The 21,188-nt window shown below is 56.1% G+C and carries 14 protein-coding genes; 6 read left to right on the top strand and 8 right to left on the bottom strand.

Annotated elements, in window-relative coordinates; all coding sequences use genetic code 11:
* Positions 1-86 precede the first annotated feature (86 nt).
* From ABGT66_RS08455 to ABGT66_RS08465, 3 genes are read right to left on the bottom strand one after another with little or no spacing between them, the layout of a single operon-like run.
* Positions 87-3,671: a UvrD-helicase domain-containing protein gene (locus ABGT66_RS08455; protein ID WP_346690125.1), complete on the bottom strand. Its 3,585-nt coding sequence runs from the start codon at positions 3,669-3,671 to the stop codon at positions 87-89.
* Positions 3,658-6,528 carry a PD-(D/E)XK nuclease family protein gene (locus ABGT66_RS08460; RefSeq protein ID WP_346690126.1) on the bottom strand — a complete coding sequence of 957 codons (2,871 nt, stop codon included), beginning with the start codon at positions 6,526-6,528 and terminating at the stop codon, positions 3,658-3,660. The genes ABGT66_RS08455 and ABGT66_RS08460 overlap by 14 nt, the downstream gene beginning before the upstream one ends.
* A 12-nt stretch (positions 6,529-6,540) precedes the next feature.
* Positions 6,541-9,078 (bottom strand): excinuclease ABC subunit UvrA, encoded by a 2,538-nt coding sequence (locus ABGT66_RS08465; RefSeq protein WP_346690127.1) that lies wholly within the window; start codon positions 9,076-9,078, stop codon positions 6,541-6,543.
* Between the two features lie 168 nt (positions 9,079-9,246).
* Between ABGT66_RS08465 and hydE the strand changes: the two genes are divergently transcribed.
* Genes hydE through ABGT66_RS08480 form a run of 3 tightly spaced genes read left to right on the top strand, consistent with a single transcriptional unit; the run spans position 9,247 to position 11,850 of the window.
* Positions 9,247-10,290, top strand: a complete 1,044-nt coding sequence (gene hydE, locus ABGT66_RS08470; protein ID WP_346690129.1) for a [FeFe] hydrogenase H-cluster radical SAM maturase HydE — start codon at positions 9,247-9,249, stop codon at positions 10,288-10,290.
* Positions 10,291-10,333: 43 nt separating this feature from the next.
* Positions 10,334-11,437: a PQQ-binding-like beta-propeller repeat protein gene (locus ABGT66_RS08475; RefSeq protein ID WP_346690130.1), complete on the top strand. Its 1,104-nt coding sequence runs from the start codon at positions 10,334-10,336 to the stop codon at positions 11,435-11,437.
* Between the two features lie 59 nt (positions 11,438-11,496).
* Positions 11,497-11,850: an immunity 51 family protein gene (locus ABGT66_RS08480; protein ID WP_303148559.1), complete on the top strand. Its 354-nt coding sequence runs from the start codon at positions 11,497-11,499 to the stop codon at positions 11,848-11,850.
* Between the two features lie 77 nt (positions 11,851-11,927).
* Here the strand turns inward: ABGT66_RS08480 and lysA are convergent, their stop codons facing one another.
* Positions 11,928-13,142, bottom strand: a complete 1,215-nt coding sequence (lysA, locus tag ABGT66_RS08485; protein ID WP_346690132.1) for a diaminopimelate decarboxylase — start codon at positions 13,140-13,142, stop codon at positions 11,928-11,930.
* A gap of 246 nt (positions 13,143-13,388) precedes the next feature.
* On the opposite strand from lysA, the gene ABGT66_RS08490 reads away from it, so the two are divergent.
* Entirely contained in the window at positions 13,389-13,910 is a 522-nt protein-coding gene (locus ABGT66_RS08490) for an FmdE family protein (RefSeq protein ID WP_346690134.1), read from the top strand.
* A 61-nt stretch (positions 13,911-13,971) separates the two neighbouring features.
* Here the strand turns inward: ABGT66_RS08490 and ABGT66_RS08495 are convergent, their stop codons facing one another.
* The 4 genes from ABGT66_RS08495 to ABGT66_RS08510 all read right to left on the bottom strand — a co-directional run bounded on the left by ABGT66_RS08495 (position 13,972) and on the right by ABGT66_RS08510 (position 17,699).
* The gene (locus tag ABGT66_RS08495; RefSeq protein WP_346690136.1) at positions 13,972-14,724 is read right to left on the bottom strand and encodes an alpha/beta fold hydrolase; all 753 of its coding nucleotides are present in this window, start codon (positions 14,722-14,724) and stop codon (positions 13,972-13,974) included.
* Positions 14,725-14,728: 4 nt separating this feature from the next.
* Positions 14,729-16,033 carry a TRAP transporter large permease gene (locus tag ABGT66_RS08500; RefSeq protein WP_303148567.1) on the bottom strand — a complete coding sequence of 435 codons (1,305 nt, stop codon included), beginning with the start codon at positions 16,031-16,033 and terminating at the stop codon, positions 14,729-14,731.
* Complete coding sequence (locus ABGT66_RS08505; protein WP_303148570.1) at positions 16,033-16,545, bottom strand: TRAP transporter small permease; 513 nt, start codon at positions 16,543-16,545, stop codon at positions 16,033-16,035. The genes ABGT66_RS08500 and ABGT66_RS08505 overlap by 1 nt, the downstream gene beginning before the upstream one ends.
* Positions 16,546-16,670: 125 nt before the next feature.
* Complete coding sequence (locus ABGT66_RS08510; protein ID WP_303148574.1) at positions 16,671-17,699, bottom strand: TRAP transporter substrate-binding protein; 1,029 nt, start codon at positions 17,697-17,699, stop codon at positions 16,671-16,673.
* Between the two features lie 300 nt (positions 17,700-17,999).
* Between ABGT66_RS08510 and dctP the strand changes: the two genes are divergently transcribed.
* Entirely contained in the window at positions 18,000-20,051 is a 2,052-nt protein-coding gene (gene dctP, locus ABGT66_RS08515; protein WP_346690139.1) for a TRAP transporter substrate-binding protein DctP, read from the top strand.
* Positions 20,035-21,168, top strand: a complete 1,134-nt coding sequence (locus tag ABGT66_RS08520; RefSeq protein WP_346690140.1) for a helix-turn-helix domain-containing protein — start codon at positions 20,035-20,037, stop codon at positions 21,166-21,168. Before dctP ends, ABGT66_RS08520 begins: the two co-directional genes overlap by 17 nt.
* Positions 21,169-21,188 lie beyond the last annotated feature (20 nt).

Raw genomic sequence — 21,188 nt, forward strand, 5'->3', positions numbered from 1 at the left:
GGCAAAAGGGCATAAAGAGAGCGGCGCGTCCCGAGCTTTACCGGCGCGCCGCTCTCTTTTGCCTTCCGCGCGAATCCGCGGCGGCGTTATAAAGCTTTGCCCTTTTCCATGCAGTCCGCGCGCCACGGGCAGCGCGCGCAGCGTTCCGCCGCTCCACCGAAGTCTCCCGAGACGGCGCGGATCGCCGCGTTTTCTATCTCTTCCTCGATTTTCGCAAAATCCTCCGCATCGTAATTGCGCACGTCGCCCGTTCCGTCGGAGCGCAGATATATGAGCGCCGAGTCTATCGGCATGCCCGCGCCGCCGTTCGCCGCGAGGCAGCGGTTCAGCGCACAGGCGTAGAATTCGAGCTGCTTCTCATAATAGAACGACGGGGCCGTCTCCTCCGGCGCGCTCTTCCAGTCGCGCAGATGCAGCCCGTCCGCGTCGCGCCAGAAAAGGTCCGTCGCGCCTATCAGCACGGTGCCGTTCAGCGACACGCGGAAACGCGTCTCCCTTTGCAGCGCGCCCTCCTCTCCGGCGAGCGCGGCGAGACGCGCGCACTCCTCTGTCGCCGCGAAGCGTTCGAGCATAGCGCGCAGCTCCGCGCGCTTCGCGTCCGAGCGGTACTGTAAGCGAAGCTCGGCGGGCATACGCCAGCTGACGGCGTGCCATTCGAGGCCGCGCGCGCGCGGCAGCAGAAGGTCGAGGCTTTCGGCGCGGAAGTCCCAGCGCGCGAGCAGCCAGTGCGCCATGACGCCGAAGTCCGCGCCGCCCCCGCCGCCCTTGATTATCCAGTCCGCGTCGCGCCCCTGCCGGTAAATCATGCGGTAGGCCGCGGGACACCACGAGAGCAGCGCGTAGGCCGAGGCCGAAATGCGCCCGAGCTTCGCGGGGCTCACGACCTTCAGACCGAGCTTCGCGCCCTCCGCGGGGGCCGCGTACTCGGCGTACTTCGGGACGCTCTTGTCGTCCTCGTCCAAATCTGTGTATTCGTCGCAGAGCCCGCTCTCTATTATCGAGCCGAGGAAGTTCGGCTTCGCGCTCTCCGCCTTTTTCGGCTCTTTGTAGATTCCGCAGAGTATCAGCCGGTCGCGCGCGCGCGTGAAGCCGACGTACCACAGGCGCTCCAGCTCCTCGCGCTGCGCGGCGTTCTCATCGTGCCGCTCCCATCTGTACGCCGCGGTGCGTCCGTCGCCGCGCGCTTCGCCCGCGCCTTCGAGGTACTCGGGGTAATCCTTCGCCGCCGCGCCGTATTTTTTAGAGACGATTATCGACGGCAGCGACGCGCCCTTTTTGTCGGAGAGCGTCATCGCGACGACGGGGAATTCGAGCCCCTTCGAGGCGTGGACGGTCATCACGCGCACGGCGTCGACATCGTCGCCGAAGAGCTCCGGCTCTTCCTTCGCGCTGCCCGAGGACGACGCGGTGAGCAGGTATTCGGCGCAGCCGCGCAGCGACTTTCCCTCGGAGCGCTCGTACTCCGCCGCGATGTTCGCGAGGTAGACGACGTTCGCGTTGACGCGCAGGCGGCGCATTCCCGCGTAATTTTCGAGGAACTGCGGCGTTTTGAGCAGGCCGAGCAGAACTTCGGAGACTCCGCCAAGCAGCGCGCGGCGGCGCATTTCGTCAAGCCGAGCCATAACGTCGGGACGCGCGCGCGTCACGGCCTCCGCGAGCGGCAGCGCGCTCCCGCGTTCTCTCTTTTCGAGAGCCGCCTCTATGAGCTCCTCGGCCTCCGCGCTTTCGACGCCGCTGAACGGCGAGGCGAGCCAGCCCGCGAGGAAGAGCGGATCGTCCGGCGAGGCGAGCAGCGAAACGAGGTTGACGAGGTCGCCGGTCTCGCCGCGGCCGAAATAGTCCTTGCTTGTCGAGAGCACGTAGGGCAGGCCGATGCGTTCGAAGGCTCGCTCGATGTCCGAGTATTCGGCGCGCGTCTGGACGAGCACCGCGAAGTCGCGCCAGCGGACGGTACGGAAAACTTTCGCGCGCTTGTCCCAGACCGGAGCCTGGGCTTCGACCATAGCGGCGAATTTCCGCCCGAGCCCTGCGTAGAGGCGCAGGCGCAGCGCCGCGGAGTCTGGGCGTTCGCTTTTGTCCTCGACGTAAGGCGCGAAGGCGCGCAGAGCTTCGAAGCGCGGGTACGGCACCTCCGCGCCGTCGCGCCGCGCGGAGGCCTCGTCGTTCTCGGGCGCGGCGAGCCGCTCGTAGAGGACCGGCGAATCCGCGCCGCCCCACATTTCGCCGAAGAGGTCGTTGAATTTTTCGAGAAGCCCCTTCGCGGTGCGGAAGTTCTGATCGAGCACGATGTATTTTGCAGCTTCGTGATTGTTCAGCGCGCGCGCCGTGTAGTCGCGGAAGAGGCCGAGGTCGGCGTGGCGGAAGCGGTAAATCGACTGCTTCTGGTCGCCGACGACGAAGAGCGTCGCGCCGCCCTCGCCGCCGCCCCAGAGCGATTCTATAAGCTCGTTCTGCAGCGGGTCGGTGTCCTGGAATTCGTCGACCATTATATGCTTGAACTTAGTCCGGTACTCCGGCGACGAGCGCACGACCTTCGAAGCATAGTATATGAGGTCCGATATCGAGAGAAGCCCTTCGCGGCGACGGAACTCGTCCCAGCAGGCCCAGCCTACGGCGCAGGCTTTACAGAGAAGGCCGTTTATCCTCTTTTCGGCCTCCGACGGCGGTTCGAGCAGCGCGAGCGCCTCCTGCGTTTCGCCGCGCCATTCAGTGAGCGGACATCCGAGAAGCGCTTCGACAGCCGTTTTTATCTTTCCGCGAGGAGCGGGCTTCAGCGCCTCGTCGAACAGCCCTTGGCAGAATTCTGCGAGGGCTTCGCCGTCGTCGGGCCCGACGGCGCGCGCCGTCCATTTCTCGCGGAAGTCCGCGAACTTCCTCTGCGTGTCGTTCGCCTTCTTGCCGCAGTCGAGCAGCCCCTCCGAGGCGAGCGCGGTGAAAATTTCGCCCATCCACAGCTCGTATATCTCTGCGCGCAGTGGGACCATCGACGCGGCGGAGGCCTCGAGCGCCGAGCCGTCGCAGCGCCACAGTTCGTCCGCGCTCTGCCCAGCGCAGTAGAGCTTCTCCGCGCAGCTGCGCGCGGCGTCCGCGAACGCCTCGGGCGTCAGCGCGTTGAGCGCGTCTACGAAGTCCGGCGAGCGGAACAGCTCGCCTGCGCGCGCTCGCCACTCCTCCGGCAGCGCGGCGGAAATTTTGCCGAACGACGCGGAGGAGAGCGCGGCGGCGAACTCCTGCCACCATATCTCCTCCTTCGGCGCCGGCATTATCGCGGCGGCGGGGTCTATGTCGAGCGCGAGCCCCGACTCGCGTATCAGCTTCATCGCGAAGGCGTGTATCGTCGAGATATAGGCGTCGTCCATGTGCTCGATGCGCTCGCCGAGGTGCGCCAGCTCGTCAGGATAGGCGTTGTGCCACGCGGCGAGCGTCTCCTTTATTCTTCCGAGCATCTCGGCGGCGGCCTTTTTCGTAAAGGTCAGCACGAGTATCTCTCCAGCGCCGCACGACGGGTCGGAGGCGAGCAGCCACGCGAAGCGCTGCGAGAGCGTCTGCGTCTTTCCGGTTCCCGCCCCGGCGCTGACGACGGTCAGGCGCGCCTCGCTCTTGAGCGCGGCTATCTGGTCGGCGGTTCCGGTCACGAGCGAATGCCACTTCGGCGCGTTATTCTGCGTCATCGTTTTCCGCCTCCTCGATAAGGGATTCAATGTAGACGCGCTTCTCCCTCTTGCGGCAGAGCGTAAAGTAGGCGCAGGTCTGGCATACGCGGTTCTTAACGTTGTACATCGGCGGATATTCGCCCTTGCGCACGGACTCCGCCATATCCGCCATGAGCGCGAGGGCCTCGTCGATTCTTTTAGCGAAGGATTCCCTCTTATTCACGGTGTCCTTAAATTTATACAGATCGAAAATTTTCCCGGAGAAGTAGCCGCTCAGCGACGGCCCCGCGTGTCCGAGCCAGCCGAAGCCGAGGATGTTTTCCTCGCGCGAGGCCGCGAGCATCGCGCAGTAGGCCGCGACCTGGAGCTCCTTCTCGTGCGGCCTGCTGCCGCCGAGCTTGTAGTCGAGCACCACTATTCCGTCCTCGAAGCGGTCTATCCTGTCCGCCTGCCCCGTGAAGAGCGCGCCCGCGAATTCAAAGCCGTCGAGCCGGACCTCCGTCTCAGTCGCAAGCTTCGGGGCGGCGGCGAGGCGTTCCTCAAGCTCGTCCTGAGCCGCCGCCATGTCGAACATCTGGCGGCGCAGCCGTTTTTCGTAGCGCGCGAGGCGCGGGTCGGAGTCGAGCTCAGGATAGCCGAAGGTCTTGAAGCGCGTCCAGTTGTCCATGACGTAGCGGTGTATCGAAAGCTTGGGATTCTCTTCCTTCTCGCGGAAGGCGGCCTCCCACGCTAGGTGCGCGAGCGTCCCCGCCTTGCGGCTGTCGTAGAGCGACGGCCGTCCGCTTTCGAGGCCGAGCACGCGCTCGCACCAGTACATGTAGGGGCAGACGTTCCACCTGTCTATGTCGCTGACGCGTATTCTCGGGAGCTCCGACGGAGCGGCGCGCCCCACCGGCTGCGCCTCGGGACGCCCGTGGCTCACGGGCGTGCAGACGACCTCCGCCTGCGGGAACCACGGGCCGCCGCCGTCCGGCATCGAGCGCTCCGCCGGATAGAGGGCCGAGCCCGCTACGCGCCAGCAGCGCTCGCCCCTGCCGTCCAGCGCGGAGGCCGCGAAGCGCGATTCGCCGCATTCTTCGCCGTTCTCGTTGAACAGCGCGCGCGTCACTACGGCGCACTCGCGCCCGGTCGCGAGGATGCGGCGGAAGACAGCCTCCTTCTGTTCGCGCTCCTCATGAAGCTCGGGAAGGTGCGACGGCTCGCCGTCCTCGGGGCGCGAGGCGTTGAATTTCGCCTTTTTGTCGTTGCCGAGCAGCATCGACTCGCGCAGCACGCCGGGCCAGCGGTTCGAGTCGACGCCGGTCATTATCCAGCAGCGGTGCGACGCGAGCGTCGGCGGCGGGCCGGCGTAGACAGTCACGGAACGGCTCTGCGGCAGCTGCACGGGCAGCGTCGCCGTAGCGCCCCATTCGTTTATGAAGGCCGCGGCCTCCGCGCCCTTCAGCGTTATATTCGCGGCCGGGCCGATGTCCTTGGAATCGTCCGCGAGCTTTCTGATTTTTTTGTCGAGCTCGTCGAGCGCCGAGGCCGCCTGCTTGACGCTTCCGTCGAGCTCGCTCAGCTCCGCGGCCGCCGACGCTGCCCTTTCCGCAACGCGGCAGCCCTTCAGGAAATCGCGCCAGAGCGACAGCGCCGCCTCCGGCGACGCGCCTCCTTCAAAATCTTCGCAGAGCGCGTCCGCGCGGCGCAGCGTTTCGCCGGCATCCTCCGGCAGCGCGCTGAGCCACGCATCCATGCCGTCGGGCATCGAGCCTTCGTCGCAGCGCGGCAGCTCGCCGCCCCATCCGAAAAGCAGCGGGTTCGAGACGAGCAGAGCCGTCTCGCGGTTGTTCCAGCCGGAACGGCGCGCGCGCCATATGGCCGACGGCAGGCCGCCGAGCAGAGTTTCGCCCGCCGTGCCGCCCTCCTGGACGTTGTAGGGAATTTTATAGCGCGAGAGCGCGTATTCCGCTATATGAAGCCTGTCGGGGCTCGTCATGAGGCCGACGGAGCCGTATCCGCCGAACTCGCCGAGCGCCGTCAGCGCGCCTTCGCCGCAGGCCCAGAGCGCGAGCTCGCGCGCGACGGCCTCAAGCTCGAGCTGCGGATTGCCCGCGTCGATTTTTACGACGGGGACGTCCCATTTCGGCCTCTCTTTATAGCCCTCGTTGAGCTGTAATATTCCGTCGTGGAACCAGTCGAGCCCCGTCTCCGGCTGTAGCATCGTCAAATCCGCAAGCTCGCCGAGCGCCTTTACGAGCCGGAGCTGCGACGATGTAAACGAGAGAAATCCCGCGAAAACTATCTTCTTTCCCTCTACGAACACGCGCCCCGCGTCGGTCAGGAGCTTTCTGCGCGCGAGCGTAAAAATCTGCGCCGCGTCGGCGAGGCCGTAGTCCTCGAGGTATTCCGTGTATCTTTCGTAAAGCTCAATAAGCACCGACTCCGGCGAATATTCCTCAACCTCTTCGCCGAGCGCCGAGCGCAGCGAACCGGCAGAAACTTCCTCGGCGAGCAGATCTTTTATGTTTTCTCCGAGGACGGAGACGAAGCCCGCGTGGCTGTAGCCCGGTTCGAGCGCCGCGCCCTTCTCCTCCGCCTCGGCGAGGAATTCCGAAAGCAGCCAGCGCAGTATAAGCTTGTGGTCGGGCGGGTCGATTATGCGCTCGTACTCCTTCGTCGCACGCTGCAGCTCAAGGAGCAGGTCTCCGACGGTCCATACTGCGGGGCGCGCGCCGAAGCCGGGCTCGCCGCCGCATATCAGCTCGAGCATGAAATCGCGGTCGAGCCTCGCGGGGACGATAAAGATAGCCCTAGCACCGTATTTTTTATAAATCCGCGCGAGCTCCGCGCGTTTGTCGTAAAGGCTGAAATAGCTGCCGACGGTTATCCCCATCGCTCCGCCTCCTTATTTTATGCTCTGCGGGCGCAGCGCTTCGGCGAGGTAGCGCCCCGTCACGCTCTCCGGCGACGCGGCGACCTCCTCGGGCGTTCCGGCTGCGACTATGCGCCCGCCAGCATCACCGCCGCCCGGCCCCATGTCTATAACGTAGTCGGCGTTCGCTATCATGTCGAGGTCGTGCTCGATTACGACGACCGTCGCGCCATGTTCTATGAGGCGGCTCAGCACTCCGGTCAGCACGCGCACGTCGAGCGGGTGCAGCCCTATCGTCGGCTCGTCGAAGACGAAGACCGCGTCGTCCTGCGCGCGCCCCATCTCGGCGGCGAGCTTGAGCCGCTGCGCCTCGCCGCCCGAGAGCGCCGGCGTCGCCTCGCCGAGCGTCAGGTAGCCGAGGCCGAGCTCTGAGAGCGTGCGAAGCTTTTCGCCCGCGCCCTTGACGCCGGAGAGTTTTTCGCGCGCCTGGTCGACGGTCAGAGCCATGAGCTCCGGCAGAGAAATTTCCCCGCCGCCGAGGTTCAGCGTAACGCCGCGCGCGGCCTCCGAGTAGCGCCCGCCGCCGCACGACGGACAGATTATTTCGACGTCGGGAAGGAACTGCACGTCCATAGTTATCTGCCCCGTGCCGTCGCAGTCCGGACAGCGCAGCGAACCCGTGTTGTATGAAAAATCCCCGGCCTTGAGCTTGCGCTTCTTCGCCTCGGGCGACGCCGCGTACAGCTTCCGCAGGTCGTCGAGCACGCCGCAGTATGTCGCGACGGTCGAGCGGACGTTCGCTCCGACAGGCGTCGCGTCGATGAGGTTCGCGCGCTTTATGCCAGCGGCTTCGAGCTTCTCTATGTGAGCCGGCACGGCCTCGCCCGCGATGCGCGCCTTGAGCGCAGGGACGAGGCTTTCGAGCACGAGCGTCGTCTTTCCTGAGCCGGAGACGCCCGTAACGACGGTCAGCCGCCCCTTCGGTATCTCAAGGCCGAGCGCGCGCACCGTGTGCAGCGGCTTCGTGCGCAGCGCGACGCGCCCTTTTGCGAACATCTCTTCGCGCGAGGCGCGCTTCCGCGCCGCCGCCGGCTCGCGTTCCGCGAGGAAGCCGCCTATCAGCGAAGCGGGGTTGTTTTCTATATCCTTTATCGTGCCTTCGGCGACTACCCTGCCGCCGCCCGCCCCGGCGCCCGGCCCCATCTCTATCATCCATTCCGCGGCGCGCAGCACGCGCGTGTCGTGGTCCACCATTACGACGGAGTTGCCGTGCGAAACAAGGTCGCGCACGACGCCGAGCAGCCCCTCTACGTTCGCCGGATGCAGCCCTATCGACGGCTCGTCGAGCACGTAGAGCGCGCCGGTCGTGCGGCTGCGCACGGAGCGCGCGAGCTGAACGCGCTGCCGCTCTCCGGTCGAGAGCGTAGCTCCGGCGCGGTCGAGCGTCAGGTAGCCGAGGCCGAGCTCTTCAAGCCGTTTCGCGGTGTTAAGGAACTGCGAGACGATGCTTTCCGCCATCGGGCGCATCTCCTCCGGCATCTCCGCGGGCACTTCCGCGGCCCATTTTACGAGCGAGTCGAGAGTCATCGCCGTCGCCTGCGCGAGGTCGATTCCGCGCAGAAGCGTCGAGCGCGCCTTTTCGTTGAGCCGCGAGCCTCCGCAGTCCGGGCATACGTCCTGCTTCAGGAATTTCTCGACGCGCTTCATCCCCTGGTCGTCCTTCACCTTCGCGAGCGCGTTTTCCACCGTGTATACGGCGTTGTAGTATGTGAAGTCGAGCTCACCCGCAACGTCGGAATTCTTCGATTTGTACAGAATATGCTTCTTCACGGCGGGGCCGTGGAAGACTATCTCGCGCTCCTCCGGCGTCAGCTCGCGGAACGGCACGTCGGTGCGCACGCCCATCGCGCGGCAGACGTCCGTCATCAGCGACCACATCAGCGAGTTCCACGGCGCGACGGCCCCTTCATCTATCGTGAGCGATTCGTCCGGCACGAGCGCCGCTTCGTTGACCGCGCGCACGACGCCGACGCCTCCGCAGGTCCGGCACGCGCCGCCGCTGTTGAACGAGAAGCTCTCGGCGCTCGGCCCTTCGAACTCCGCGCCGCATTCCGGGCAGACTATCTTCCCCATTGCGGCGGTCTCTATCGACGGCGGGCAGATATGCCCGTTCGGACACCTGTGGCTCCCGAGCCGCGAGAACATGAGCCGCAGGCTGTTAAGCAGCTCCGTCATCGTGCCGAAGGTGCTGCGCACTCCCGGCACGGCGGGGCGCTGGCGCAGCGCGAGCGCGGGCGGGATGTTTTCTATGCTCTCTATCTTCGCCTCCGCGGCCTGCGTCATGCGCCGCCGCGTGTATGTAGAGAGCGCTTCGAGGTAGCGGCGCGAGCCCTCCGCGTACAGTATGCCGAGCGCGAGCGACGACTTGCCCGAGCCGGAGACTCCGGCGACGGCGACGAGCTTGCCGAGCGGCACCTCGACGTCTATATTTTTCAGATTATGCACGCGCGCGCCGTAAATTTTTACCGAGCGCGCCGCCTCTGCTTCGTTTCCGTTGTTATGCGATTCCATCAGAATTCTGCTCCGTGACGATAAATTCCGCGGCGCGGCCTGACGCGCGCCGCCGTTTCAATATTATCACCCGCGGCGCGCACGCGCCATAAAATTCCGCGCGCGCCGCCCGCAGGCGAACTTTGAGCTATAATTACAAAATGCCGCAAAGGCCTGGGAGGTGCGCGCATGGACGCGGATAAAATAATAGACAAACTATACGAAAGCTGCGGCGCTTCGCTCGAAGAGCTGGAATTTCTGATAGACGGCAGAAACGAAGAGACGGCGCAAAAATTATTCGCGCTCGCGCGAAGCCGCGCGCTCGAACACTACGGGAACAAGATATACGTGCGCGGACTCGTCGAAATTTCGAGCTTCTGCAAAAACGACTGCCTTTACTGCGGCATCAGGCGGAGCAACGTAAACGCGCAGCGCTACCGTCTCACGAAGGACGAGATACTCGAATGCTGCCGCGAGGGCTGGGCGCTCGGCTTCCGCACATTCGTGCTGCAGGGCGGCGAGGACGCATATTACACCGACGACATAATGACCGGCATCATCGCCGCAATACGCGCGTCGTACCCCGACTGCGCGATAACGCTCTCGCTCGGCGAGAAAAGCCGCGAAACGTATCAACGCTATTACGACGCGGGCGCGAACCGCTACCTTCTGCGCCACGAGACGGCGACGCCGGAGCATTACGCGAAGCTGCACCCGAAGGAGCTCTCTCTCGCGAACCGCATGGAGTGCCTGCAAAACCTGAAAGAGATAGGCTATCAGGTCGGCTGCGGCTTCATGGTCGGCTCGCCCTATCAGACGACGGCGGACCTCGCGCGCGACCTGCTCTTCATAAAGAGCTTCGCGCCGCAGATGGTGGGCATCGGCCCGTTCATTCCGCACCACGACACGCCCTTCGCGCACGAGCCCGCGGGCACGGCGGAGCTGACGCTCTTCCTGCTCACGATAGTGCGTCTGATGAACCCGAAGGTGCTGCTGCCCGCGACGACGGCGCTCGGCACAATCGAAGGCGACGGACGCGAGCGCGGGATACTCGCAGGCTGCAACGTAGTGATGCCGAACCTCTCGCCGCAGTCGGTGCGCAAAAAATATATGCTCTACGACAACAAGCTCAGCAGCGGCGAAGAGGCGGCCGAGGCGCGCGCGGCGCTCGAACGGCGCGTCGAGGCGATAGGCTACCGCGTAGTGACCGACCGCGGCGACTACAAAGGTTAAGACAAAAATACGCCCGACAGAGGCGTTTAAGGAGGAAACAGAAATGCGCAGAACACTAAAAATGTTTCTCGCGGCGGCGCTCATAGCCTCGACCGCGGGAGCGGCGGCGGCCGAAAACTGGCCGTTCTTCAAGAACGACGCGGAGCGCAGCGGCAACTCGCAGCTGACGGCGGACGCGGCCGACTCCTTCAAAGGCGAGGTCGAATGGAGCGCGCCAGCGCCGCGCGACACGTCGTCGTCGCCCGCCGTCTACGGAGGCACGATATACGTAGGCTCTAACGAAGGCGCGATGTACGCGTACAGCCTCAAGACCGGCGAGGAGCGCTGGAAGTTCGACACCGGGAACTGGATAACTACCGCTCCGGCCGTCTACGGCGGACAGGTATTCGTCACCAGCTACGACAGCAGGCTCTACTGCGTCGACGCGCTGACCGGAGACCAGCTGTGGCAGTTCACGACCTCGAACAACGTGCAGAGCTCGCCCGCCGCGGCCGACGGAGTCGTATATTTCGGCTCCGACGACAGTTACGTCTACGCCGTGACGATAAAGACCGGCTGGCAGAAATGGAAATTCAAGACAGACGCGGCGGTGACCGGCTCGCCCATAGTCGCAGACGGAGTCGTCTACGTCGGCAACCGCAACGGCAAGCTCTACGCGATAGACTGCGCGACCGGCAAACAGAAATGGCGCGCGATAGTCGGCGGACCGATAACCTCGGCTCCCGCCGCCGCGGACGGCCTGCTCTACTTCGCGAGCCAGGACGGAAAGCTCTACTGCGCGCGCATCAAGCACGAGGCCGTGATATGGAGCTATGACGCGAAGGCGCAGATAGAGACCTCGCCGCTCGTCGCGAACGGGCGCGTCATATTCGGCGACATATCGGGCAAGGTGACGGCGCTCGACGCGCAGAAGGGCGGCGTGCTCTGGAGCTTCGACGCGGGCGGCTCGGTATTCTCCTCCGCGGCGTACCACGACGGCACGATATACGTCGGGGCGAACGGCGGCAAATTCTTCGCGCTCGACGAAGCCACCGGCAAACCGAAGTGGACGCTCGAACTCGGCGGCGACATAACGGCGACGCCGGCAATCGCGGGCGGCAGGATAATAGTGCCGACGACGGCGGGAGAGCTGTTCTCCATTAAGTAAGCGGCGCTGACGGTGAAGATTCAGCCGTGCGCGCCAAAATCCGAAAGGAGCGGGAAATCATGGAAATCACGGAAAATTTTGAGCGGACGATCGCGCCCTTCTTTTGGGTAGACCACGACGAATCCGCCTCTGTATGTCTGAACGTGGGCGAATATTTGCAGGACGTTTTCGACGGGCGCGCCGATGACGGATTTGAGGGAAACGGCTACGACTGGGCGAGCTTGGCGCAGGTTTTCCTCAACGAAAAATGTCCGCAGCTGCTCGGCAAGGTTGACTTCGACCCCGAAGGCAGCATGTTCTGCGCATATTCCGAGGACGCGGAGGCGCTCGGGGAATTTATTCTGAAATTCAAGGAAGCGTGCGAGGACAGAGAGCTGATTACGGATTTATTCAGCCGCGCTGAATTGGATTAAATCTCACGCAGCCCTCGACGACAGGATATAAAAACGCCGGAGCGTCACATCGAAGCTCCGGCGTTTTTATTCGCTATTTAGAAATTTTCGACCAAGCTCTCAAACGTGTCCGCCGCGCGTATCAGCTTGAAGCCGCCGTCGAGCGTTTTGAGCACCTCGGCGGGGCGCAGGCGGCAGTTGTAGTTCGACGCCATCGAGTAGCCGTAAGCCCCGGCGTTCATCACGGCGATGAAGTCGCCCTCCTCCACGCGCGGAAGCTCGCGCTCCTTCGCTATAATGTCGCCGCTCTCGCAGATGTTTCCGACGACGTTGACCTTCTTCGTCTCGCTCTGTTCCTCGCCGCCGCGGTCCGAAATCACCTCGACCTCATGGTACGAGCCGTAGAGCACGGGACGCATGAGCACGTTGAAGCCGATGTCCGTGCCGACGTAGGTTTCGCTGTAGTTTTCCTTTATCGCGTTGACGGTGCCGAGCAGCGCGCCGCATTCCGCACAGACAAAACGCCCCGGCTCACACTTGAAGTGGACGAATTTGTTGTCGTAGCGCGCGATAAAGTCGTCGAGCAGCGGGAAGAGCGCGTCGCGCGTCGCGGCGAAGTCGAGCCTCGGCTCCTCGGGACGGTAGGGCACGCCGAAGCCGCCGCCGAAATCTACGAACTCAAGCCCTGGGAAATTCTCCGCCACCATGTCGAGCAGGTTCGCCGCGGCCGCGGCGTAGGGCGCCGGGTCGAGGAAGAGCGAGCCGATGTGCTGGTTGATGCCGACCAGCTTCATGTCGTATTTTTCGAGGATTTCCTTGACCTCGCGGCAATATTTCGGTTCGACGCCGAACTTCGTCTTCTTGCCGCCCGTTATGACCTTGTCGCAGTGGCCCGCGCCGATGCCGGGATTGAAGCGCACGGCGACACAGCCGCCGCGGTTCATGCGGCTGTACGTTTCAAGCTGCGAGAGCGAATCAACGCTCACCGTAATGTCACGGTCGATGCAGAAGCGGAACTCGTCCTCCGAGACGTTGTTGCCGATATAGAAAATCTCGTCGCTCTGAAAGCCCGCCTTCTCAAGCAGATATATCTCGCCGGGCGACATTGCGTCCGCGCCGTAGCCTTCCTCGCGGATTATCTTGAGAAGCGACAGGTTCGTATTGGCTTTCACGGAAAAACTCGGCGCTATCCGCCCCTCGAAAGCCTCAAGCAGCGTGCGGCAGCGGTCTCTCAGTATCTCCTCGCTGTAAACATATACCGGAGAGCCGTACTCCGCCGTTATTTCAGAAACTTCGTCGTAATTCAAAAACATGAAGCTGCCTCCGTTGTTTATATTAAAGCGGCCGTAGGCGCATATATGGCAGATAGGTTTTCCGCGCGGCCGAATCTCTGGAATTTAGTCAAACATCTCTGGCCGTCATTTTTCACAGCCGCGCCCCCGGTCCTGCAACTGGAAAATTGTATCTCTATTCGTATTGAATTGCAAACTCTTCATCAACTGCCATATAATACAGCCGACACAATTATACTTGAAAATCCGCGAAGGAAGGACAACGCGATGCTTGACAGAGAAGATTTATATAAAAAATGCGTAGAATTTCACGGGCATTCGTGCGGCGGGCTGCTCGTCGGCTTCAGAGCCGCGCTCTGCGCGATGGAGCGCTTCGGCCTGGACGGGCGCGCGCAGGACGAGGAGCTCGTCTGCGTCGCGGAGAACGACGCCTGCGGCGTCGACGCGATTCAGGCGCTGCTGGGCTGCACCGCCGGCAAGGGAAATCTAATCTTCCGTCTGCGCGGCAAGCAGGCGTTCACGTTTTATGAGAGGAAGAGCGGCGAGTCGTTCCGCATTTCGCTGAAAAACCTGGAATTCGCCGACAGAGAGTCGAAGCGCGCCTTCATGGAGAGCGCGGCCTCGGAGGAAATTTTCGACTTCGGCGAAGCGCCGTTCCCTCTCCCCGGCGAAGCCAGGATATATTCGTCGCAGAGCTGCGCCGCCTGCGGCGAGCGCACCGCCGAGCCGTGGCTGCGCGTGAAGGACGGACGGCTGCTCTGTATCGATTGCTGCTATAACGACAAATAAAGATAATCGCGACGAGCATGCCGTATCGGCTGCTCGTCGCATAACAACTTATTTTTTCACACTACTGACAACGCTCTTTTATAAAGTGTATGCTTAAATCATACACTTTATTTTTCCATTCAACAGCGCTAAATTGATGATTAGCGCCCGCTATCACTTTAAAATCTGCCTTCTCGCCATACATATCCATATAAAGTCCGGAGGCGTAAATTGGTACTTTTTCATCTTCTTCCCCATGGATGATTAAAACTTTACCGTTATATCCTTTCGCATCTTCGACGATATTGATTCGTCTGACTTCTTCCAGGAATTCGCTTGAAAGCGTGAGGCCTCCAATATCATAAAACGGTTGGTAGTTTCCAGGAACTGCGTGCACACGACTGCTGATATCGTAATACACATAATTTCCAGGAGCCCACAATATTATCGCTTTGGGCTGCACTATAGGGGCAATATTTGACACAACGGCTCCCCCTAAACTGTGCCCTACAAGAAACACATTTTCTGTATCGCACCATTGCTGATTTTTCGTCCATTCGTATATTGCCTGCGCCTGTACTTTTTCATCGGTATAGCGCATTTCAGAGAAATCTCCGTCGCTTTCCCCGCAACCATAGAAGTCGAACTTAACGCACGCAACGCCGGATTCTGCGCATCGTCTGGCAAAAAGTTCGTGAAGGCGCATCAGGCCGATACGATCGACACAAAAACCATGAAAAAAACACACTGTGGGGAATTTTTCGCCATGGTCCGGGAGTCTGACATCTCCACGGATAAGTTTATCTCCGACATATAGTTCTAAATTTTGGAACATTTTTCTACCTCACATTCGAAACATACCCTAAGAGCTTAGGAAGGCACAGCGTAATGTCAGGGAATATAACCAAAATCGCCAACAAAGCGTAAAGCACAATTATCATCGGGAATGTATCTTTGAATATTTCTTCAAATGTCGTATTTGACACACGCTGCGCGACAAAGAGGTTACCGCCCATCGGCGGCGTTATCATACCGATGCACAGGTTTATCACCATTATGATACCGAAGTGCAGCGAATCATATCCGATAGCCGTTGCAATAGGCGCAAAAATCGGAGCGAACAGAACTATTGAGGAAATGGTATCAAGGAACATGCCTATAATTAAAAGCGCAATGTTCAGCATCAACATAATGAGTATTTCTGAAGATGTTATGGACAGCATCCACTCCGTTATATGTGTCGGGACACTGTTTATCGTCAATATTCTCCCCAGCGTATTGGCTGCTCCAAAAAGTATCATTATTGTCGCTGACGTGATTGTCGCTTCAAACATAGCTTTACAAAACCGCTCCCATGTAAGTTGATGATAAACAAAAACGGCAACAATCAGCGAATACACAACACCTATAACAGCAGATTCCGTAGGCGTGAATACGCCGGAATATATTCCGCCAAGAACAATAATCGGCATCAAAATCGCTGGAATGGCTTCCTTATAAATTCGAGCTCTTTCAGCTGGGGTTTGCGCTACAGACTCTTTTCCCTTGTATCCACGTTTTTTACTTTCAAAATAGTTATATACCATCAGCACAACTCCCATAAGGATTCCAGGGATAATGCCTCCGATAAACATATAGCTTACAGAAACACCTATCGTAACGCCATACATAATCATTGGTATGGACGGCGGGATAACGGGGCCAATCGTACTTCCAGCTGCAATCAGCGCGCCTGCATATCCTTTTGAGTATCCTTGGGCAGTCATAGCGCCAATCATAATTCCGCCGATCGCAGCCGCAGTCGCCGGACCGGAACCGGAAATAGCGGCAAAAAACATCGAGGCTAATATAGAAGCCATCCCCAGCCCTCCAGGCATCGCTCCTGTCAACAACTCTGCGACATTAACCAATTTTTTTGCAATGCCGCCATATTCCATCAAACTTCCGACAAGCATAAAGAATGGAACAGCCAGCAGCGAGAAAGAATCTATACTGGTCACAGTTGATTGCGCCAGCATTTGCACCATATTCACGCTGGTATCAAACAGAGAAAACGCAAAAATACAGCTTATGCCAAGGCTTACTGCAATAGGCACTGTCAGCAATAAGCAAGCAAACAACACTCCTATCATCATACCCGTCATTAGTTTTCACGTCCTTCTTTGTTGTTTTTATTAGCTGCAGCAGCAACTCTTCTTTGTATGATTCGTAAAGACATACCGGCCATACCGAGCACACCAGCGAGATACATGGTCCACTTAGGAATAAGAGGAAGAGCTGAAAGCACCTGCCCTTGATTCTTAACCAGCATCATTACCTGAAAAATCTCATAGGCCATATAGAAACCATAGCATATAGCGATAATATCGCCGAGCAGATAAATCATCTGAAACATTTTGGGGTTTTTCTTCAGAGCCAGCGCTATTGCAGTAACTCTCATATGCACGTCTATACGTCCGCACCAGCTAATACCAGCAAACGAACTCCAGACTAGAAGAAAACGTGTAAGCTGTTCTCCCCAGGATAAAGTATAGTCGAAGACAAATCTAGTAATAATATTGAACGAAATAATCACAGTCATGACCAAAAGCATGGCCACAATCAGATATTTTTCAATCTGGTTATAGAACGGTTCTTTTTTAACCGCTGTATTCATTTGAGAATCCTCCCTCATCATATAGTTAAGGCATAAATATAGCGGGCCTTTAACTATACGCCTCACACAAAGGCGGCAGGCCCGCTGTTTGGTTGTAGTCAGTAAGCCGACATACCCCAATAATGCTATTTATACTTTTTATTGACCTCTTCGACCTGTTTTACGAGATCGGCGCCAATCTGGGGAACATATTTATCGTATACAGGTTTCGCAGCTTTCCTGAATGCATCGCGTTCTTCAGGTGTTAGAACGATCACAACGTTTTTACCATTGCCGCCAATCTTTGCTTCAAGCTCTGCCTCGTTTTCGGCGGAGAGTTTTCTTTCAAACTTTACCATGTCGTTCACGCAGGCCTGAATAAGTTCCTGATCCGCCTTAGAGAGTCTATCCCACCACGCCTTTGACGCAAGCAATGGACTTGTGTCATATATATGTCCGGTTTTGATGATATATTTCTGGACTTCATACAGCCTGTTGCCGTCTATATTGGCAAATGGGTTCTCTTCAGCGTCCATCGTTTTGTTTTGCAGCGCTGTATAAAGTTCAGAGAAAGCCATAGGCACGGCAGAAGCGCCAAGAGCGTTGAAATGATCTATGTGCATCTGGTTTTCCATAACGCGGATTTTCTGTCCCTTTAAATCTTCAGGTTTTCTAACTTCTTTGTTGGATGTCACATGTCTCCAACCTGTGGCCAGCCACGCCACACCCTTAAATCCGGCAGGCTCAAGCTGGGCGAAGATTTTCTGACCGACTGGTCCATCAAGCACTTCTTCAGCCGCCGCATCTGATTCAAACAAGTAAGGTAGATCAAGCAGCTTCGTCGAATCAGTGAAAGCGCCTAAGAACGCGACAGAAGATATCGCCATCTCCAGGGTTCCCATCTGAAGCTGTTCAAGCAGCTCAGTGTTGTTCCCCAGCGCAGAAGCCGGAAATACCTGAACGGTTATTCTTCCTCCAGTTTTTTTATTCAGTTCTTCTCCCAGCTTGAGTGAAGCGACATCAATCGGGACTCCTGCTTGACTTACGTGGGCTATCTTGATCGTCACCTTTTCCCCTTGCGTAGGATCCGAGGTTTCCGCAGCCGATGCCGCTGCGGGCATGAATGCCACAGAGGCAATCATAAGTACCAATAAACAAAAACTCAATTTTTTCATATCGTGTACCTCCTGCAATAAAAATATGATGTTTACCTTACTGTTAATGTTATCATCGCACAAAAATATGCTTCAATATTCTTAAAAAATAAAAAAAGCTTTACCAACATGTACTTACTGCATATAAAAGCTGCGCTATACTCTCAGCCTCAAAACAATTTCGCTGTGATATACAGCGAAAAACGACGAATAACAGTATCGCCGCCCAATACTCCCTATCGGCATTTTCTATTATCAATTCTGCGCTTTATATTTATACTCAATGCACATATACTATACGACAAATTAGGAGGTATGTATGTGGAACTGCAGAACGGAATAATCCATGAACTTATTCAAAACGCACACTCCGTATGCGGAGTAGACCTATATATTGCAGATTTAAATTTTAAGATTATAGCTCCCCTCAATGATGCGGCGGACATATTGCAAAAGGAACTAGACGCTCATCCAGAATACCGGACGCGCGATTATAGCAACGTTACTGAACCTCCAACAAATGCCGTTATTTATAAATATATATCAAACGGCCTGCCGCTATGTTACTTTATTGTTCAAGGAGAACGCTCTCGGTTTGCCGTCCATTATGTGAAGACCTTGGCAGACATCATTTTAAGCAAACAGCATCAAGACCGCCAAGACTCATCAGACAGCAGAGGTATGCTCATAAACCAACTGAGCAATATAGGTAAGGAAAGCTATGAGCTGGATCTTTTAATAAAAGATTTTAGATATTCTAGAAGCTGCTCAAGATGCGCGATATTATTTGAAATGGCTAAAAAACATGGTGATTCGGAAATGCAGCGTAACTTTTCTGATTCGCTATTCGAGACGGCTGTTCGTCAACCCTCCAACGTCCTTTCAAACGAAGATATATACGGGCTGCTTACGCCCCAAAGGTATTTAATCTATAAAGACGTATCGTCTGTATGTGAAGATGAAACTGCATCATACCTTCATAAATTTACACACTCAGTGATGACCGCAGTCACCGAATTATTGGGCTGTGAGTGCAGAGCCGGAATAGGCAGTGTATACTCGGAAATTTTTGATTTGCGATGCAGCTATCTGGAAGCCTCTTTTCTGCTTTCAAACTTTGAATACTTAAGCGTAGAGCATGAGCTCCCGATACTATCTATAGACCGCTATATTTTTGACTATTTAGCAAACTCAATTAATATAAAATATTGGCAGACACGGTTTGATATGTTTTCCAACGCGTTGGGGGGAAACGATACACTGCTTCGCACTGCAACGGAGTTGTCGCGTCACAATTTAAATCTGTCGGAAACAGCGAAAACGTGCAATGTGCACAGGAATACATTGCTGCAAAGATTCAGTAAACTAAAAGACATGACTGGGCTGTCACTATCCGGCAATGATAGAGACAGAATGCTGCTTCGAGTTTTCACTCTGCGCAAAAATAGAAAAATAACGTTGCGCGTAGGTATAGTCATACAGCCCAACTCTGTTCTGCACCAAGGCATGCAAAAACTCGCCGCTATAGTAGAACACAATTCCGACGGACGATTGAAACTGGATATTCATACACTTTCCGTTTCTGGCAACAATGCGATGCTTTTTGAGACGACACGCAGCGGGGCATTAGATATGATAGTGGCCGCGACAGGCGTCATGAATAAATTTACAGAGGGACTGACATCGCTTATTGATTTTCCGTTTCTCTTTGCAACCAACGAAGAAGCTATGTTTGTACTAAATTCTGCGTTTCTGGACGGTATAGAGGACTCAATGAAAAAAATCGGAATAAAGTGCCTCAACATATGGTCAATGGGATGGCGCTATATTACCTCCCGGACACCTATATATACTCCGTCTGATATGGCAGGTAAAAGAATACGTATAATGTCCACAAAATCTATATACGAGTATTTCAAATCCATGGACGCGCTGCCTATACATATTGATTACGGGAAAGTCAAAGAAGCACTGCATACAGGCGTTATAGACTGCGAAGAGAACCCATACAATAACATACTTGGTATGAGATTTTATGAGGAACAAAGTTATATAACACGTCTTAAATATTATCTGGACACAGAAGGACTCTATATGTGCCGCAATACGTGGAACTCGTTGAATCAGTCGCATCGTGAAATGCTGAGCGTTGCAGCGAAAGAAGCAACGGAGTGGATATTCAATGAACAACACTACGTTATAAACCAAGAAGCCAAAAATTCTCTGCTTCGCGAGCATAATATGAAAATACTAGAGATTTCAGAAGAACAAAAATCCCTATGGGAAGAATATTCAAAACCTCTTTATTCAGCATATCCACATAAGTCATTTCTTCATAAAATTATGGAGGTAAGAAATGAATTCAGACAATAAGGCACCCGCAGTAAAGTTTGTACAAAACATAAAGAGTGCGCTACCTTGCGCGCATATATATGCAGTTTCTCATGACGGTCAGACAATATCAACTTCAGATACAGATGTTGATTTTTCCGACAAGTTTAGATGCGACAGACAAGAATATAAAAGCATAACCACGGTTATTGATAATTCCGGCAAGGCTTTTTATCGTATACATTTGCCCATACGTTCACTATTCAGCATAAACATTTATGTCCCGACTAATTTCGACGATATATTGACGGTCGCTAAGATAGCAGAATCGATAGTGCACTATTCATACAGCGTTTTCGATAACGACGCAGTGTATTCCCGGCTGCGTAATATAAATATGCTGCTCGACCGTATTCTGCACAAAGATATGGAAGAAGCAGACGTATATTCGTCCTTGCTTACAGCTGATCTTGGTTTTGATATGTCAATACAGAGAAGTTTATTAGTAATACATTTTTATCATAAAGTAACTCTAGAAAACGGCGATAACAATCTATTTTCACCTACAAGAAAATTACTAAAGGTAATATCGTCTGACAACAGCCAAAATATTGCCGGTTTTTTCGGAGGGAACAATCTTGTAATCTGTCGCGCCGTCAACAAGAATGAACCGTTATGCGACTTCATAAATGCTTTAACAGATTGTATCGGTGATGAAACCAAGTACTTTATCGTACATGGCGCATCATGCTCCGCAATAACAGATTACGCTGACAGTTTTCAATTTATATCAACTGCGTTGGTATTTGCTGAACGATATGTGAACACAGGAAGATATATTTTCGACGCTACAGATTTTCTTGCAGAATATATAGTTGCAAGTACTCCTGATTCTGCTCTGGAACATTTCTACAAACGAGAACTCAACTATGCGCATATTACGCCATGGTTTATTGAAACATTACAGGCGCTTGTTGATAACGACATGGAAATTTGCGCCGCGTCAAAATGTCTTTTTATACATAGAAACACAATGTTTTTTCGCGTTAACCAAATCAGGAAAAAACTAGGGATCGATCCAATAAATGACGACAGAGACAGATTCCGAATAATAATTTTCTGCAGATGGCAGGAAAATCTATTGAATCAACGACAATAAAAATTAAGCTAAAAAGTCTG

It is taken from the genome of uncultured Cloacibacillus sp., assembly GCF_963926575.1.
Taxonomy (GTDB): domain Bacteria; phylum Synergistota; class Synergistia; order Synergistales; family Synergistaceae; genus Caccocola; species Caccocola faecigallinarum.